This is a genomic window from Hoeflea sp. TYP-13 (assembly GCF_040932035.1).
Classification (GTDB): domain Bacteria; phylum Pseudomonadota; class Alphaproteobacteria; order Rhizobiales; family Rhizobiaceae; genus Hoeflea_A.
Genome location: NZ_JBFRBB010000002.1, coordinates 944524 through 960869, shown reverse-complemented (window position 1 = coordinate 960869; position 16346 = coordinate 944524). Strand labels below are relative to the sequence as shown.

General features: G+C 59.1%; 15 protein-coding genes. 10 read left to right on the top strand and 5 right to left on the bottom strand.

The genetic code is table 11. The annotated features are described in order from the left end of the window. Positions 1-3 precede the first annotated feature (3 nt). The 9 genes from ABVT35_RS14725 to ABVT35_RS14685 all read left to right on the top strand — a co-directional run bounded on the left by ABVT35_RS14725 (position 4) and on the right by ABVT35_RS14685 (position 10706). Positions 4-3762: a nitrate reductase subunit alpha gene (locus tag ABVT35_RS14725; RefSeq protein WP_368467344.1), complete on the top strand. Its 3759-nt coding sequence runs from the start codon at positions 4-6 to the stop codon at positions 3760-3762. After that, a complete protein-coding gene (gene narH, locus ABVT35_RS14720) occupies positions 3759-5297 on the top strand; it encodes a nitrate reductase subunit beta (RefSeq protein WP_368467343.1) in 1539 nt (512 codons plus the stop codon). Before ABVT35_RS14725 ends, narH begins: the two co-directional genes overlap by 4 nt. Next, positions 5297-6010 carry a nitrate reductase molybdenum cofactor assembly chaperone gene (gene narJ / locus ABVT35_RS14715; RefSeq protein ID WP_368467342.1) on the top strand — a complete coding sequence of 238 codons (714 nt, stop codon included), beginning with the start codon at positions 5297-5299 and terminating at the stop codon, positions 6008-6010. Before narH ends, narJ begins: the two co-directional genes overlap by 1 nt. Positions 6011-6022: 12 nt before the next feature. Beyond that, a complete protein-coding gene (gene narI / locus ABVT35_RS14710; protein WP_368467341.1) occupies positions 6023-6742 on the top strand; it encodes a respiratory nitrate reductase subunit gamma in 720 nt (239 codons plus the stop codon). 97 nt (positions 6743-6839) lie between these two features. After that, the gene (locus tag ABVT35_RS14705; protein ID WP_368467884.1) at positions 6840-7658 is read left to right on the top strand and encodes a peptidylprolyl isomerase; all 819 of its coding nucleotides are present in this window, start codon (positions 6840-6842) and stop codon (positions 7656-7658) included. Positions 7659-7670: 12 nt separating this feature from the next. Continuing rightward, positions 7671-8252: a hemerythrin domain-containing protein gene (locus ABVT35_RS14700; RefSeq protein WP_368467340.1), complete on the top strand. Its 582-nt coding sequence runs from the start codon at positions 7671-7673 to the stop codon at positions 8250-8252. Next, a complete protein-coding gene (locus tag ABVT35_RS14695; RefSeq protein ID WP_368467339.1) occupies positions 8242-8859 on the top strand; it encodes a carbonic anhydrase in 618 nt (205 codons plus the stop codon). The genes ABVT35_RS14700 and ABVT35_RS14695 overlap by 11 nt, the downstream gene beginning before the upstream one ends. Continuing rightward, the gene (glp, locus tag ABVT35_RS14690; RefSeq protein ID WP_368467338.1) at positions 8852-10132 is read left to right on the top strand and encodes a gephyrin-like molybdotransferase Glp; all 1281 of its coding nucleotides are present in this window, start codon (positions 8852-8854) and stop codon (positions 10130-10132) included. Before ABVT35_RS14695 ends, glp begins: the two co-directional genes overlap by 8 nt. A 25-nt stretch (positions 10133-10157) precedes the next feature. After that, on the top strand, positions 10158-10706 hold the full coding sequence (locus ABVT35_RS14685; RefSeq protein ID WP_368467337.1) for a DUF2478 domain-containing protein: 549 nt from the start codon (positions 10158-10160) through the stop codon (positions 10704-10706). A 25-nt stretch (positions 10707-10731) separates the two neighbouring features. Here ABVT35_RS14685 and ABVT35_RS14680 read toward each other — a convergent pair whose 3' ends face one another. Beyond that, positions 10732-11034, bottom strand: a complete 303-nt coding sequence (locus tag ABVT35_RS14680) for a hypothetical protein (protein WP_368467336.1) — start codon at positions 11032-11034, stop codon at positions 10732-10734. Positions 11035-11114: 80 nt separating this feature from the next. Further along, positions 11115-12059, bottom strand: a complete 945-nt coding sequence (locus ABVT35_RS14675) for an AraC family transcriptional regulator (protein WP_368467335.1) — start codon at positions 12057-12059, stop codon at positions 11115-11117. Between the two features lie 108 nt (positions 12060-12167). Here ABVT35_RS14675 and ABVT35_RS14670 point away from each other — a divergent pair, with 108 nt between their 5' ends. Next, positions 12168-12773 carry a LysE family translocator gene (locus ABVT35_RS14670; RefSeq protein WP_368467334.1) on the top strand — a complete coding sequence of 202 codons (606 nt, stop codon included), beginning with the start codon at positions 12168-12170 and terminating at the stop codon, positions 12771-12773. Positions 12774-12789: 16 nt separating this feature from the next. On the opposite strand, the gene ABVT35_RS14665 is transcribed toward ABVT35_RS14670, so the two are convergent. Genes ABVT35_RS14665 through ABVT35_RS14655 form a run of 3 tightly spaced genes read right to left on the bottom strand, consistent with a single transcriptional unit; the run spans position 12790 to position 16344 of the window. Continuing rightward, complete coding sequence (locus tag ABVT35_RS14665; protein WP_368467333.1) at positions 12790-13725, bottom strand: TRAP transporter substrate-binding protein; 936 nt, start codon at positions 13723-13725, stop codon at positions 12790-12792. Further along, positions 13725-14855 carry a Gfo/Idh/MocA family protein gene (locus tag ABVT35_RS14660; protein ID WP_368467332.1) on the bottom strand — a complete coding sequence of 377 codons (1131 nt, stop codon included), beginning with the start codon at positions 14853-14855 and terminating at the stop codon, positions 13725-13727. Before ABVT35_RS14660 ends, ABVT35_RS14665 begins: the two co-directional genes overlap by 1 nt. Then, positions 14848-16344, bottom strand: a complete 1497-nt coding sequence (locus ABVT35_RS14655; protein WP_368467331.1) for a tripartite tricarboxylate transporter permease — start codon at positions 16342-16344, stop codon at positions 14848-14850. The genes ABVT35_RS14660 and ABVT35_RS14655 overlap by 8 nt, the downstream gene beginning before the upstream one ends. Between the last annotated feature and the right edge of the window lie 2 nt (positions 16345-16346).

The window sequence follows — 16346 nt, the reverse complement described above, 5'->3', positions numbered from 1 at the left end:
CCAATGAGCCATCTCCTTGACCGCCTGAACTTCCTGACCCCATCCAAAACGGGGACCTTTTCCGAAGGACATGGCGTTACAACAAATGAATCCCGGGACTGGGAGGACAGTTACCGCAAACGCTGGCAGCACGACAAAATCGTCCGCTCCACACATGGCGCAAACTGCACCGGATCCTGCTCTTGGAAGATCTACGTCAAAGGCGGCATCGTCACCTGGGAAACCCAGCAGACTGATTATCCGCGCACGCGGCCCGACCTGCCGAACCATGAACCGCGCGGCTGTTCGCGCGGCGCCAGCTACAGCTGGTACATGTATTCGGCCAACCGGGTGAAATATCCGCTGATCCGTTCGCGGCTCCTGCGCCTGTGGCGCAGGGAACGCGCGCTCAAGACACCCATCGGCGCATGGACAGCGATCCAGGACGATCCGGCAAAGCGCGCCGACTACGTTAAAATGCGCGGCCTTGGCGGCTTTGTTCGTGCCACCTGGGACGAGGTCAACGAAATCATAGCTGCCGCAAACGCCTACACGGCCAAAAAATGGGGACCGGACAGGGTGATCGGATTTTCACCGATCCCGGCAATGTCGATGATCTCCTATGCGGCCGGCTCTCGCTATCTGTCGCTGCTTGGCGGCGTGTGCATGTCCTTCTACGACTGGTATTGCGATCTTCCGCCATCTTCTCCCATGACCTGGGGGGAGCAGACGGACGTTCCGGAATCAGCTGACTGGTACAATGCCGGCTTCCTGATGCTGTGGGGCTCGAACGTGCCGCAGACCCGCACGCCGGACGCGCACTTCTACACGGAAGTCCGCTACAAGGGCGCAAAATCCGTCGTCGTCTCGCCGGACTATTCGGAAGCTGCAAAATTCTCCGATATGTGGCTGCACCCCAAACAGGGTACCGATGCGGCGCTCGCGATGGCCATGGGCCATGTCATCCTGCGCGAATTCCACCTCGACCGGCAGGCGGAATATTTCGAGGATTATTGCCGCCGCTACACCGACATGCCCATGCTGGTGCGTCTGGTGAAGAAAGACGGCAATTATGTACCTGACCGCCTCGTGCGCGCATCCGATTTCAAGGACGGCCTCGACGAGGAGAACAATCCTGAATGGAAGACCGTCGCCTTTGACGAAAAGACGAAGGAACCGGTCACGCCGCAGGGCTCCATCGGCTTCCGCTGGGGTGAAGAAGGTCAGTGGAACCTTGAAGCCAAGGACGGAAAGGGCAGGGATGTCGAGCTCGGCATGAGCCTTATCCTCGACACTGACCACGACGAAGTCGCAAACGTCGCTTTCCCGTATTTCGGCAATCGCGAACACGACCACTTCGAAGGGACCGATCACGAGAGCGTTCTGATCCGTTCGGTTCCGGCAAGAAAGCTGAAGCTGACCGAAGGCGAAACGCTTGTCGCGACCGTCTTTGACCTGTTCGTTGCCAACTATGGTCTCGACCGCGGTCTCGAAGACAGCAACTCGGCGAAGTCGTTTGATGACGATCTGCCCTATACACCCGCCTGGGCCGAAAAGATCACCGGCGTTTCCCGCGATCAGATCATCACGGTCGCACGGGAATTCGCCAAGAACGCCGAAAAGACCAATGGCCGTTCCATGGTCATCCTCGGTGCCGGTCTCAACCACTGGTACCACATGGACATGAACTATCGCGGGATCATCAACCTGTTGGTGATGTGCGGCTGTATCGGACAGTCGGGCGGTGGCTGGAGCCACTATGTGGGCCAGGAAAAACTGCGCCCGCAGACCGGCTGGCAACCGCTTGCCTTCGGCCTCGACTGGGGCCGTCCGCCGCGGCACATGAACTCGACCTCGTTCTTCTATGCGCATACTGACCAGTGGCGCTACGAAACGCTGAAAGTGGACGAGATCCTGTCGCCGACGGCACCGGAGGGTCCGTGGGACGGCACGCTGATCGACTACAATATCCGCGCCGAGCGCATGGGCTGGCTGCCGTCGGCACCGCAGCTCAAGACCAACCCGCTTGAGGTTGCAAAGGCTGCCGATGCCGCCAAGAAGGAGCCGAAGGACTATGTTGCCGAGCAACTGAAATCCGGCGATCTTCATATGTCCTGCGAAGACCCGGACAACGAGGCCAACTGGCCCCGCAACCTGTTCGTGTGGCGTTCCAACCTGCTTGGATCTTCGGGCAAGGGGCATGAGTATTTCCTCAAGCACCTGCTTGGCACAAACCATGGCGTCATGGGCAAGGATCTCGGCGAGGAAGGCCGCGAGCGGGCGCAGGAAGCCGTTTGGCACGACGATGCGCCGGAAGGAAAGCTCGATCTTCTTGTCACGCTCGACTTCCGCATGTCGACGACATGCGTCTACTCCGACATCGTGCTGCCGACAGCCACCTGGTATGAGAAAAACGATCTCAATACCTCCGACATGCACCCCTTCATCCACCCGCTAACCAGCGCCGCTGATCCGGCGTGGGATGCGCGCAGCGATTGGGAAATCTTCAAGGGCATCGCCCAGAAGTTTTCCGAGGTCGCTCCGGAAATTCTCGGGGTGGAAAAGGACGTGGTGCTTGTTCCGATCCTGCACGACACGCCGGGCGAACTTGCCCAGCCGGTCGATGTGAAGGACTGGAAGAAGGGTGAAACCGAACCGGTTCCAGGCAAGACCATGCCGGCCGTGGCGGTTGTCGAACGCGACTATCCGAACCTCTACAAACGCTTCACCGCGCTTGGCCCGCTGATGGACAAGCTCGGCAATGGCGGTAAGGGGATCACCTGGAACACCGAGCATGAGGTCGATCTGCTCGGCCGCCTCAACGGTGTCGTCACCGACGAAGGTGTGACAAAGGGACGGCCGAAGATCGAAACCGATATCGACGCGACCGAGGTCATCCTGTCGCTTGCGCCGGAAACCAACGGCGAAGTGGCGGTCAAGGCCTGGGCGGCACTGTCGAAGAATACCGGACGCGATCATACGCATCTCGCCATTCCGAAGGAGGATGAGAAGATCCGGTTCCGAGACGTTGTTTCGCAGCCGAGAAAGATCATCTCTTCACCGACCTGGTCCGGGCTTGAATCGGAAAAGGTCTGCTACAATGCCGGCTACACAAACGTTCACGAGCTGATCCCGTGGCGCACCATTACCGGGCGCCAGCAGCTCTATCAGGATCATTTGTGGATGCGGGCATTCGGCGAGGCGTTCTGTCTCTATCGTCCGCCGATCGATACCAAGACGATCAATCCGGTCATTGAATCCAAATCCAATGGCAAGCCGCAGGTGGTTCTGAACTTCATCACACCGCACCAGAAGTGGGGCATTCACTCCACCTATTCGGACAATCTGATGATGCTGACGCTGAACCGTGGCGGACCGGTCGTGTGGATTTCCGAAGTGGACGCGGCCAAGGCGGATGTCGTCGACAATGACTGGGTCGAGGTCTTCAACGTCAACGGCGCGATCGTCGCCAGGGCGGTTGTCTCGCAGCGCATGAAGGAAGGAACCATCTTCATGTATCACGCTCAGGAAAAGATCGTGAATACACCCGGTTCCCAACTGACCCAGCAACGCGGCGGCATTCACAACTCCGTCACGCGGGCGATTACCAAACCGACCCACATGATCGGCGGTTATGCCCAGCAGTCCTACGGCTTCAACTACTACGGAACCGTGGGCTCAAACCGCGACGAGTTCGTCGTGGTTCACAAACTGGACAAAGTCGATTGGATGGAAGGTCCCAATGACCAGCCCGTCTACCAGAACCCGGAGGCAGCAGAATGAAAATTCGTGCGCAAATCGGCATGGTGCTGAACCTCGATAAATGCATCGGGTGCCACACCTGCTCAGTCACCTGTAAGAACGTCTGGACGAACCGCGAGGGCGTCGAATACGCCTGGTTCAACAATGTCGAGACAAAGCCCGGCGTCGGCTATCCCAAGGAATGGGAGAACCAGAAGAAGTGGAACGGCGGCTGGGTTCGCAAGTCCAACGGCAAGATCGAGCCGAAGATGGGCGCCAAGTGGCGCATCCTCGCCAAGATCTTCGCCAACCCGGACCTTCCGGAAATCGATGACTACTACGAGCCGTTCGATTTCGACTACGGCCATCTGCAGACCGCCGGCGAGAGCCAGACCACACCGACGGCGCGTCCGCGCTCGATGGTCACCGGCGAACGCATGGAGAAAATCGACTGGGGCCCGAACTGGGAAGAAATTCTCGGCGGCGAGTTTTCCAAGCGGTCGAAGGACTACAATTTCGAGGGCGTCGAAAAGGAAATCTACGGCGAATTCGAAAACACCTTCATGATGTATCTGCCGCGGCTGTGCGAGCACTGCCTCAACCCGACCTGCGTCGCGGCCTGTCCGTCCGGCGCGATCTACAAGCGCGAGGATGACGGCATCGTCCTGATCGACCAGGAAAAATGCCGTGGCTGGCGCATGTGCGTATCGGGCTGTCCCTACAAGAAGATCTACTACAACTGGTCTTCGGGCAAATCCGAAAAATGCGTCTTTTGCTATCCGCGCATTGAAGCCGGTCAGCCGACGGTCTGCTCGGAAACCTGCGTCGGCCGCATCCGCTATCTCGGTGTCGTCCTTTATGATGCCGACCAGATATCCGAAGCTGCCTCGACCTCGGATGAGAGGGATCTCTACGAAGAACAGTTGAAGGTCTTCCTCGATCCGAACGACCCGAAAGTCATCGAGCAGGCAAGGAAGGACGGTGTTCCCGACGACTGGCTTGAGGCGGCGAAGAATTCGCCGGTCTACAAGATGGCGATGGACTGGAAGGTGGCCTTCCCGCTGCATCCTGAGTACCGCACTTTGCCAATGGTCTGGTACATCCCGCCGCTCTCTCCGCTTCAGGCAGCTGCCGAAGCCGGCAAGATCGGACTGGATGGCGATATGCCGGATGTCCGCTCGCTGCGGATCCCGGTTCGCTACCTGGCCAATCTTCTGACAGCCGGCAAGGAGGCACCGGTTATCTCGGGTCTCGAACGCATGCTTGCGATGCGCGCCTATATGCGGGCCAAGACCATCGACGGTGTCATCGACGAAGTCGTTGCTGAAAAGGTCGGCATGACCGGGCAGATGATCGAGGAGATGTATCACGTCATGGCGATCGCCAATTACGAGGATCGCTTTGTCATTCCGACAACGCACCGCGAAATCAGCGAAGACGCCTATGATGTGCGCGGTTCCTGCGGCTTCTCTTTCGGCAATGGCTGTTCGGGTGGAACGTCCGATACCGACCTCTTCGGTGCCCGGAAGACCAGAACCACCCACGCGCCCACGGATCCATTCAAGGAGCAGGTCTGATGAACACGACTTTGAAAGTAATCTCGCTGCTCCTGTCCTACCCGACACAGGAGCTTCAGGATGGAGTTCCCGAACTGAATGCCGCCGTCGACGCGGACAGCGGCATTGGAGAGCGTGAGGCCCTGCTCATCAAGAAACTGGCAGACGACATAGCGTCGCTCGACCTCTACGAGGCCCAGGAGCGTTATGTCTATCTATTCGACCGTACGCGTACCCTGTCGCTGCATCTGTTCGAGCATGTCCATGGCGAAAGCCGCGACCGCGGCAGCGCCATGGTCGACCTTTTGGAAATGTACGGGAATGCCGGCTTCGATATCGATGCCAAGGAACTGCCGGACTATCTTCCGTTGTTCCTCGAATTCCTTTCGACCAAACCGGAAGGCGAGGCAGGCGAACTGCTGGGGCAGACGGCACATATCCTGACGGCGCTCCGGGAGCGCCTGAAAAAGCGCAAATCGATCTATGCCAATGCATTCGGTGCTCTTGAGGTTATAGCCAAGGGAAAGCCGGACCGGGCGCTTTTGAAGGACCTCCTGGATGAGCCGCTGGACGATCCGGATGACCTGGAAGCGCTCGACCGTGTCTGGGAGGAGGAAGTTGTCACCTTCGGTGGCAATTCCGGCGAGAACGCCTGTGGCCCGGACCGTCTGCGCACGCAAATGCGTGCTGCGCAGCGCAAGGCTCCCGATCCCTCACATCAAACCACCGCCTAGGAGGACAGGACCATGTCCGGTTATCTCAATACGCTTTTCTTCGGGATCTATCCCTACATCGCGCTGGTGGTGCTTATTGTCGGCACCATCGTGCGCTACGACCGTGAACCCTATACCTGGCGGTCCGGTTCGAGCCAGCTTTTGCGCCGCAAACAGCTGGTCTGGGGCTCCGTGCTTTTCCATGTCGGAGTGCTGGTGATCTTCTTCGGACACCTGATCGGGCTTTTGACGCCGATCGCCATCTTCGATGCTCTCGGTATCAGCCACACCGCCAAGCAGTTGCTGGCAATCATTGCCGGCGGCGTTGCCGGTGTGATGGCGATTGTCGGTGCGACGATGCTTGTGCACCGGCGCCTGTTTGATGCCCGTGTGCGCGCCACATCCAGCAACTCGGATACGGCGATCATCATCCTGCTGTGGATCCAGCTTGCACTGGGGCTGGCAACCATTCCGATCTCCCTTCAGCATCTCGACGGCCACGAGATGGTCCGCTTCATGACCTGGGCGCAAGGGATCTTCACCTTCAACATGGATGCCTCATCCTACGTTGCCGATGCATCGCCGATCTTCAAGGCGCATCTGTTCCTGGGGCTGACGATCCTTCTGCTGTTCCCGTTCACCCGCCTTGTCCACATGCTGAGCGCACCCGTGCGCTATCTGTGGCGGCCCGGCTACCAGGTTGTGCGCGAGCGCAACCGCCGTGCGCAGGCGAACCGGATCGCTGCGGAGTGATCTGATGGCGACCATATACAAGAACCCGTCACTCGGACCGGCTGCGAATGCCTGGCAGCCGGAGGGCTACACCACCTACCAGGAGCCGGATACGAAGATTCCGCCCAAGGCCAAGCCGGTTACCAGGGAAATCAGCGTCAATGGCGTTGCGATTTCTGAAGAAGAGCTGCTTGCCGAGGCGCAGAACCACCCGGCCGAAAACCCGGGCGGTGCCCTGGCGGAGGCTGCGCGGGCGCTGGTGGTGCGTGAGCTCCTGTGGCAGGAAGCCCAACGTCTGGACCTTGCCGTCGAACCCGAGAGCGATACCGACGGGCGGCTGGAGACGGAACGGGATGCAGCGATCCGCGCGCTGATTGACAGGGAGGTCGATGTGCCTTCAGCGGGTGAGGCGGAATGCCGGCGATATTACGATCAGCACCCCGGGCGGCTTTCCTCGGAGCCGCTGATCGAAGCGCGTCACATTCTTCTTGCGGCGGCGCCTGATGACAAAACCGCCAGAAAAAAGATGAAGGCGGTGGCGCAAAAGCTGAGCGACCATCTTGCCGGGCACCCGGAAGAATTTTCGGTTCTTGCCAAGGAACACTCGGCCTGTTCGTCCCGTGAGCATGGCGGCAATCTGGGCCAACTGACCCGGGGAAGCACCGTGCCTGAATTCGAACGTGCCATGGAAGCGATGCGGGAAGGCGAGATTTCGCCGGTTCCGGTGGAAAGCCGGTTCGGTTTTCACATCATCGCACTCGATCGAAAGGTGCCCGGTGAACGATTGCCTTTCGACCTGGTGCAGGAGCGCATAGCCGTGTGGCTGGAGGCTGCGGCCTGGTCCAAGGCCGTATCGCAGTACATCGCGGTTCTGGCGGGAGCGGCGGATATCAAGGGCATCAGCCTGAACACAGGCGAGGGGCCCCTGGTGCAATAAAAGGATGCGGCGATGAACAGGCTTGAAGAAGTCAGGGCCATGACCATAAAGGCGCTGGAAACGGCGCCGCCGGTCTCGCAACTGTTGTCGCCGCTCGAATACATCCTTTCGGATCATTTCCGGCAACGGGCGCTGTGCCACGCCCTCGATGACCTTGCCGACAGCGATACGTTTGACAGGGAACTGGCCGCTGCGGCGCTGGGCTTCCTGCAGACCGAATTCAGTCCGCATGTGATCGACGAGGAAGAGGATCTGTTTCCGTTGCTTCGCCGACGCGCCCAGCCGGAGGACGACATCGAGGAGGTTCTCGGCGAACTGAGCCTCGAACACGCCACGGACAGGGATGACGCGGATCGTCTCATAGAAGAACTGACCAGGGCAGTTGAAACAGGCGGGGACGGATTTCCGTCATCTGAACTTGCCGAAATCCTACACCGCTTTGCCGCCAATGAGCGGCGCCATCTTATGGTCGAAAACGCCATCGTCATGCCGCTTGCAAGGGTGCGGCTGACCGCCGATGATCAGCGCAATCTTGGCCGCCGGATGGCGGCGCGGCGTGGTGTCGATTATCCGGAGAAACTGAATGCTGACTGATCTGCTTGACCACAATATCCGCTGGGCGACCAACAAACGGCGCGATGATCCCGACTATTTCAGCCGGCTCTCGGCGCTGCAGCGCCCGGACTATCTCTGGATCGGCTGTTCCGACAGCCGTGTCCCGGCCAATGTCATCACCGGTCTTGAGCCGGGTGAGGTCTTTGTCCACCGCAATGTTGCAAATCTGGTGCATCGCGGCGACCTCAACCTGCTGTCGGTTCTCGAATTTGCCGTCGACACACTCGAAATCAAGCACATTATCGTCTGCGGACATTATGGTTGCGGTGGCGTGCGTGCTGCGATGGACGGGCATCGGCACGGCATTATCGATCACTGGCTGCAGCCGATCCGCGATACGGCGGACAGCCGCGCGGAGGAACTCGAGAAAATCGGCGATCCCGACACCAGGCTCAACCGGTTGTGCGAGATGAGTATTGCCGCCCAGGTGGAAGGACTGTCACGCACCCCGATTATCCAGTCGGCGTGGAAACGCGGAAGGGAACTGGCGATCCACGGCTGGGTGTACGGTTTGAACGACGGTTTGCTGCGCGATCTGGAATGCGGTTGCGGCGGGCATGGCCACCAAGGAAGCGGACATGCTTGATACCGTCAACAAATCCGCATGCGGATGCGATAGCCCGGACGGTGCGCAGGATCTGCTGCCGGTTGATGAAGCCATCGCACTTGCACGCGGCATGGCCACTCCGATCCGCGAAACCGAGTCGGTTGCCCTGCGATTGGCAAAGGGTCGGTATCTGGCTTTCGATCTGATGGCGCCGAGAGCGATGCCCTTCTTCGACAATTCGGCGATGGATGGTTATGCGGTGCGCATTAGCGAGCTCGACGGATCCGGCCCGTGGGAACTGAATGTCGCCGATACGGTTGCCGCCGGTACTGACGCGATTGAAGCAGAATATCCGGCCGGCTCCGCCGTGCGGATTTTTACCGGTGCACCGGTTCCGCAAGGATTCAATGCGGTCATAAAGCGCGAATTGTGCAATGAGGCGGAAACGGGAGTCGGCTTTTCCGAGTTGCCGTCCGTCGGCGACAATATTCGCCGCGCTGGTGAAGACCTCGCAATGGGAACGGTTCTCGTCAAAGCGGGCACCAAGCTTGCGCCCCGCCATATCGGCCTTCTGGCTGCCAATGGCTATTCGGCGGTCAGCGTGTCGCGCAGGGTGCGGGTCGGGGTGTTTTCGACGGGCAGCGAGGTGGTTTCGGGCGGCAGCGAGCGTGATGCACACCGCATATTCGACAGCAACCGACCGATGCTCCTTGCGCTTGCAGAGGAGGCCGGTGCTGAGGCGACCGATCTTGGCATAGTGCCGGACGATCTTGAGGAAATGGCGGCGCATCTGTCATCGCTTTCAGGCCGTTTCGACCTGCTTATTTCGTCTGGTGCCGTATCAGTCGGCGATCGCGATCTTGTACGCCCGGCCTTTGAAATGGCCGGTGGCAGCGTTCACAACTGGCGGGTGGCGATCAAGCCGGGGAAGCCGGCCCTTTTCGGCACGCTTGGCGACAAGCTCTATATGGGACTGCCGGGAAATCCGCTTGCCGTGTTTGTCGGCTTTCACCTTTTCGCCAAACTGCAGATTGAAGCGCTTTCGGGCGCCAAGCCCGCAGCGGAGCAGAAATTTCAGGTCCGGTCCGGCTTTGAAAAAAGCCGCCATGCGGGCCGGACGGAATATATGCCGGTTCGCGTTCTTGAGGTTGGCGTCGATGGTTTGCCGGTGGTCGAACAGGTGGGCAATGGTGGTTCGGGGTCTTTATATCCGTTGTGCTGCGCCGACGGGTTCGCCATCCTTCCGGCTGCGTGCAATCGGGTGAAATCCGGTGACAAATTTGCATATCTTCCTCTAAACGGGCAGATATAAGGGTCGCGAGACGACGGAGTTTTGTATGAGCGTGAATTCTGCATATCCCCTTGCTGCCATCCATTTTGGCAAGGACATGTTTGTAGACGGTGTCTTGATCGAGACGGTGCAGGCGCTTCAGGCCGAAGGGTTCCGGATTGGCGGCTTCGTGCAGCGCGAGACGCCTGATCCAAAGAGCTGCTGCGCGATCACTCATGTGGAAGACGTCATGACCGGCAAACGGCACCGCATTTCGCAGGCGCTGGGTGCAGGATCGAAAGGCTGCCGGCTCGATCCTCAGGCGCTGGCCGCCATTTCCGGCGGACTTCTCGAATTGCTGGAAGAGGGTGTCGACCTGATCGTTCTCAACCGTTTTGGCAAAGGCGAATCCGACGGGCAGGGTCTTCGCGCCGTTATCGAAAAGGCACTCGATCTCGGCGTTCCGGTCCTGACCGCAGTCCGCGATACTTATGCGCCCGCATGGGAAGAGTTTTCAGGCGAGTTTGCCGCCACGCTGCCGATGGATGCGACAGCGGTCATCGAATGGGGCAGGGCGGCGATGCTGGAAGCGCGAGAGGGCTGCGACGCAGCCTGAATGCAAATTGCACGGTGACCCGAAACTACCTCCTGCGCAAAACCACGGTCATGTGCCAGATCTCGAAGGCGCATTTATCGAGAGATTTTCTGTAGAGACCGTCCAGGCGATGGAAAAATTCGTCGGCCAGACGGTCCGCTTCCTCCGCGCTCTTTGCTGAAGGTTCGAACAGCTGCGTGAGCAGGGTCGAGTCGGCAAAGGCGCGGATATAGCCAGTATAAAGCCTTGTATATTCCGTCGGGTCGCCGATCGCGTCTTCAAACAGGTCTGCAGCGTGGAGCGGTGCCGGCTCAACCTTGAGGGTGTCGATCTCGAACGCTTTTGACAACTCAGCGTCCTGCTCGAGCGGTTTTCGTGTCCGGTTGTTATTTCCAATCGAGTCCTTTGGAAGGACACGGGATGAGCGGTTTACAGTGGTGTAACGCTCCGGTCTTCCGGAGAACGTCTGAAACTGCCGGGGCCGACGCCAAACATCAATTTAAACCGCCGCGAAAATGATGGCACGGATTTGTATCCGCATCGCTGGGCGATTTCGGCCATGTCCAGACCGGTGTTGGCGAGAAGCGCCCGTGCTTTTATCAGCCGCCATGTCGTCAGATAATCAATTGGTGGAGATCCAACAATATCGGTGAAAAGATGGGCAAAACGACCGCGCGACATGCCTGCCACACGGGCGAGGCCGCTGACGGTCCAGGCCCGGTGCGGTTCGCTGTGCATGGCATTGAGTGCGCGCGAAAGGCGGGCATCGGCAAGGGCTGCCATGAAACCGGCGTCCGCACGGCCTGTCTTCGGCGTCAATCGTCGGACCGACTGTATCAAGACGATTTCCAGCAGCCGGCTGAGGATACCGGACATGCCTTGGGCACCGAGATTGCCTTCAAGGGACATCAAGCGAAGCGTAGTTGCCGCCCAGGGTTCGGCACCGAGATCAGCGGCGCGGATCAGAACCAGCGGCGGCAGGCTCGTCAGAACCGGATGATCGATGTCCTCGTCGAACCTGCAATACCCGCAAATCAGCCGGGTCGAACCACTTCCTGTGCCATGGGGCAGCACGCCATTGGCTAGTGCGCCCATGATATCGGGTAGCGGCACGGGATGCGTGTGCGGTGTCTTAGAGAGGATCTGTTCCATGCCATAAGGCACGATCGCCAGATCACCTTCCGTCAATCTGGCCGGATCGGTGCCGGGTACCCGGATCCAGCAGTCGCCGCCCTGTACGAGATGAAAGCGGATACGGCGACGCTCGGGTGGAATCTCTACAGCAAACTCACCGCGAAAATCCGTCTTGAAATAAATGTCTGAGGTAAGCCTCAGTGTCTCGAACACTTCCGAAAGGATATCAGTATTTTTCATTCCTGCTCGCATGCGGGACGATTGGATAAAAAAAAGAGCTGATTAGACAGTGATAAAGTTTCGATCGTGGGTCAAGGTTGGGGGCAACAACCACGTGGAGACCCGATCATGTCATTGGAGATGGCAGTAGCTCTTGTCGGATTTGCCTTTGTAATGTCTATCTCGCCAGGCCCGTCCAATTTCCTGCTGCTCGCATCGGGCGTGAATTTCGGATTTATGCGTTCGGTTCCACTTGTATTCGGCATCTGTGCCGGGTTTTTGACAATGGTTTTTTGCGTCGGCGTTGGTCTGGGGCAGGTGCTGAAGACTGTGCCCGGACTCTATACGGCACTGAAATTTGCATGTGCGGCCTATGTTTTGTGGCTTGCTTGGAAGGTGGCGCGCAGCCGCGCCATCGGACCGGCCAACGAAGAGGCCATTGAAAAGCCGATCACCTTTTTGCAGGCGGCGCTGTTTCAGCTCGTCAACCCCAAGGCATGGGCGGTCGCTTTGGTCGTGACCGTGTCCTATACGGATCAGCAAAATTACATACCCAGCCTGTTGGCGATGATCGTGCTGTTTGCCGTCATCAACCTGCCTTCCATCAGCGTCTGGGCATTATCCGGTGTCGCACTCGGTCGGCTTTTGGGCGAGGGCAACCGGATTGCGGTGTTCAATATTGCGATGGCGCTGTTGCTGGTCGGCTCAATGGCGGTGGTGCTGTTTCGGGCCTGAGTGCGTGAGCGGAAAATCAGCCGCTTGCCAGATCCTCGTCGAAGAGCGTGATCAGCCGGGCGTCAAACCCGGCCCGCGTTGTTGCGACTTCACGGCTTGTCGCATCGACAAAGACCTTTCTTTGCGCATCACTCAGTTCCTGAATTTCGATCCCTTCAGCCACCAGCCGTTCGGTGCACAATATGTCGTCCTCATCGGCAAATCCACGCTGGGCAAGTGTCGCCTGCCGAAGTGCGCGCTGAACGCCCTCCTTGAAATCCGCGGGCCAGGAGCCGACCGCCTGCTTGTTGAAAAGCACCATGGCAACGCCGATCAGATGGCGGGTGAGGGTGATGTGCTTATGGTGATTGTGCAGGCCAAAATTGTAGATGTTGGTCAGCGGGTTTTCCTGCGCGTCGACAGTGCCGTCGGCACATGCGGAGGGCAGATCGCGCACGTCGATCGTAATCGGCTCGAAACCGAGTGCCCGGAAGACCCGCTGGTGATTGTCATTGGCGAGCGTGCGGATCTTCAGTCCCTGGCAGTCATCAGGGCTCAAAATGGGGCCTTTGCCATTTGATATGTGGCGGAAGCCATTGTCCCAGAAATCGAGAACCGCATAGCCCGTCTTCTTCTCCATCAGACCGCTCAGTTCACGGCCGAGCGCACCGTCGAGAACCGAATAGGCCCGGTTGCGATCCGGAACAATGAAATGCTGGTCGAAAATGCCGAGTTCCGGCACTCGTGAGGCTAGGTAGCTGGAGGAGAAGTAGCAGGCGTCAAGGGTGCCGGATTCCACCATCGAAAGCAGGTCCGAGGCTTTATGGCCACGTTCGACGATGTTGCTGTCGAAGGTGAAGTCGACGGCATTTCCCAATGTTTCCGACAGCGCCTTGCCGAAGACGTGGCCGGCGCGGCTATGAACGGATGCCGGGCCCTGATATCCACCGAATTTCAGGCTGATCGGCGCCATCAAACGAGTTCCCGCATGAGCTCATCCGGATCGGCGGGCAGTTCCACTGGCGCACCGCGTTTTGCCGAAAGATCCATGGCCATTGTCAAAAGCAGGTTGCGGTGTCCGTCGCCGGCGGTTGCATGGGGCGTGCGCTGGCCGGTGTAGATGCGCTGATACCAGGCGTTGGTTTCTTCGCGCATCGGTCCCCAGAGCTGGTTATCGTGAAGATCGCCCGGCGGATAGCTCGTCAGGAAATCGACGTGGCGCGGCGCGCCGGGATCAAATCCTTCCGGCGCGTATCCGGCACCTTGCGCGACTTCTGTCGCCAGCACGACGTCGCGATGGGTGTCTTCGATATCAATGACTCCCTTTGTGCCGACGATACCGATCTCGATGCCGTAGACGGCGCCGGGCCATACCACCGGTAGAGCCCAGGAGATGTTCATGCTCCAGATGGTGCCGTCATCCATGGTGAAGATGCCGAAGGTTGAATCCTTCGTGCCCCATTTGCCGAGCGCAGTGTCACAGGACTGGGCAAAAACGGAGACGGGTGTCTTTCCTTCCATCAGCCACATACACATGTCGAGGCTGTGGGTTCCGGAGACGACCATCGGCGTCAGATTGGCGCGGTCCTGGGTGCGGCTGACCGTAGCGATCGGAACCATACGGTTCATGAAAGCACGTGTGACCACGGAGGTCACATCACCGATCTGGCCGGTTACAAGCCGTTCCTTGACCGCCAGAAAACGGCGGCGGAAGCGCTGGGTGTAACCGACCACGGCATCAACGCCGGAGGTCTCGATCGCATCGAGAATTGTCTGCGACTGGCGGGCATCCGTTGCCAGCGGCTTTTCAATGAAGAGATCGAGGCCGCGTTCAACGGCTGCCAGGGTCGGGTCGGTGTGGAAGTTCTCATCCGTTGCGATGATCGCCGCGGTGACCTCCGGACGCGCAAGCAGTTCGCGGTAATCGGTGGTGAAAAAATCAGCGTTGACGTCGTCTCTCAGCTTCTCGCCGATATCGGATTTTATGTCACACAGGCCGATCCATCCGACACCGGGATAGGCGCGGGCCAGAACTGCGCGAATGCGTCCGATTGTACCGCAGCCGATGATTGCAAGGCCGATTTCTTTTTTGTTTTCAGTCACTAACACCTCCAACTGAATTCCTGTTGCGCCGCGCGCGGATGAAACCTTCGGCAAAGATCACTGCCAGGGCGATAAGCAAAAACGTGCCGAAATATTGCGAAAGAACGAAACCGAACGATTTGTCCTCGAAAAGCAGCATCGCACGGCGCAAATTTTCGTCCGCGAGCGGCCCGAGGATGACGCCCAGAACCACCGGTGCGGTCGGAAAGCGGAATGTGTGCAGAATATAGCCGGCAATGCCTGCAGCAAACATGACCCAGACGTCGAACATGCTCAGCCGCACCGCGTAGGCGCCGATGACGCAGATCGGGATGATCAGCGGTAACAGCAGGCCGCGCGGCAGGCTGAAGAGCTTGACGCAGGGTTTGATGAGCGCAATGGCCGCGCCGTACATCAGGATGTTGGCGACGACGAGCGCGGCATAGATGAAGTAGATCAGGCCCGGATGGTCGATCTCGATGGTCGGGCCGACGACGATGTTCTTCAGTGTAAGCGCCGCAAGAAGTGCCGCCGCTGCTGCATTGCCGGGGATGCCGAGCGCCAGGAGCGGCAGCATCGAGCCGCCGATATTGGCGTTGTTGGCGACCTCGGCGCTGACGATGGCCTCGTAGCTGCCCTTGCCCCATTTTGCCCGCTCTTCCGGTTTTGCCCGCCGGCGGCCGATGTCATAGGACAGGAATGACGCGACATTGGCACCCGCACCCGGAATGGCGCCGATAATGGTGCCGATGATGCCCGAACGCACAGCCGTTCTCGAATAGCGGGCGAGCATGTTGAAGGACGGAATAACACGGCCGACTTCTGCCGGAATGGAATAGTGCTCGCGCTGCGGCAGAACTCGCAGCACTTCGGCCAGGCCGAACAGGCCGATGAGCACGGCGACATAGTTGATGCCGTCCATCAGCTCCAGTGTTCCGAATGTAAAGCGCGGAACGCCGTGGATCGGATCAATGCCGACAAAGGCGACGAGTAGGCCGATCCAGCCGGCGATCCATCCCTTCAGTGGCAGGCTTCCGGCGGACATCGACCCGCTGACGGTTATGCCGATGACGGCCAGCAGGAACATTTCCCAGGAGCGGAAATGCAGTGCGAAGGCGAGGATCAGCGGAATGAAACCGACGAGCAGGACAATGCCAACCCAGTTGCCGATGAATGACGCGCCGATGGCCATCCCCAAAGCCCTGCCGCCTTCACCGCGACGGGCAAGCTGGTGGCCCTCGATCATCGTCGGCACCGCGTCCGGCGTGCCTGGAATATTGATGAGTACCGCCGATATGGCGCCTCCGAACACGCTGCCGGTATAAACGCCGAGCATGAAGGAAATCGCCGTGTTCTGATCCATGCTGGCCGACAGGCCGATGAGCAGCGCCATGGCCATCGTTGTCGACAGGCCGGGCAGGGCACCCCAGACAATGCCGAGGGAAACGCCCGACAGCGTGACGAAGAGAATGTAAGGCGTGAGCGCCTGAATTATGGAATCCAGCATCATCG

Coding starts and splice junctions, on each gene's coding strand:
- ABVT35_RS14725 (WP_368467344.1), top strand. CDS start 4: ATGAGCCATCTCCTTGACCGCCTGAACTTCCTGACCCCATCCAAAACG.
- narH (WP_368467343.1), top strand. CDS start 3,759: ATGAAAATTCGTGCGCAAATCGGCATGGTGCTGAACCTCGATAAATGC.
- narJ (WP_368467342.1), top strand. CDS start 5,297: ATGAACACGACTTTGAAAGTAATCTCGCTGCTCCTGTCCTACCCGACA.
- narI (WP_368467341.1), top strand. CDS start 6,023: ATGTCCGGTTATCTCAATACGCTTTTCTTCGGGATCTATCCCTACATC.
- ABVT35_RS14700 (WP_368467340.1), top strand. CDS start 7,671: ATGAACAGGCTTGAAGAAGTCAGGGCCATGACCATAAAGGCGCTGGAA.
- ABVT35_RS14695 (WP_368467339.1), top strand. CDS start 8,242: ATGCTGACTGATCTGCTTGACCACAATATCCGCTGGGCGACCAACAAA.
- glp (WP_368467338.1), top strand. CDS start 8,852: ATGCTTGATACCGTCAACAAATCCGCATGCGGATGCGATAGCCCGGAC.
- ABVT35_RS14685 (WP_368467337.1), top strand. CDS start 10,158: ATGAGCGTGAATTCTGCATATCCCCTTGCTGCCATCCATTTTGGCAAG.
- ABVT35_RS14675 (WP_368467335.1), bottom strand. CDS start 12,059: ATGAAAAATACTGATATCCTTTCGGAAGTGTTCGAGACACTGAGGCTT.
- ABVT35_RS14670 (WP_368467334.1), top strand. CDS start 12,168: ATGTCATTGGAGATGGCAGTAGCTCTTGTCGGATTTGCCTTTGTAATG.
- ABVT35_RS14665 (WP_368467333.1), bottom strand. CDS start 13,725: ATGGCGCCGATCAGCCTGAAATTCGGTGGATATCAGGGCCCGGCATCC.
- ABVT35_RS14655 (WP_368467331.1), bottom strand. CDS start 16,344: ATGATGCTGGATTCCATAATTCAGGCGCTCACGCCTTACATTCTCTTC.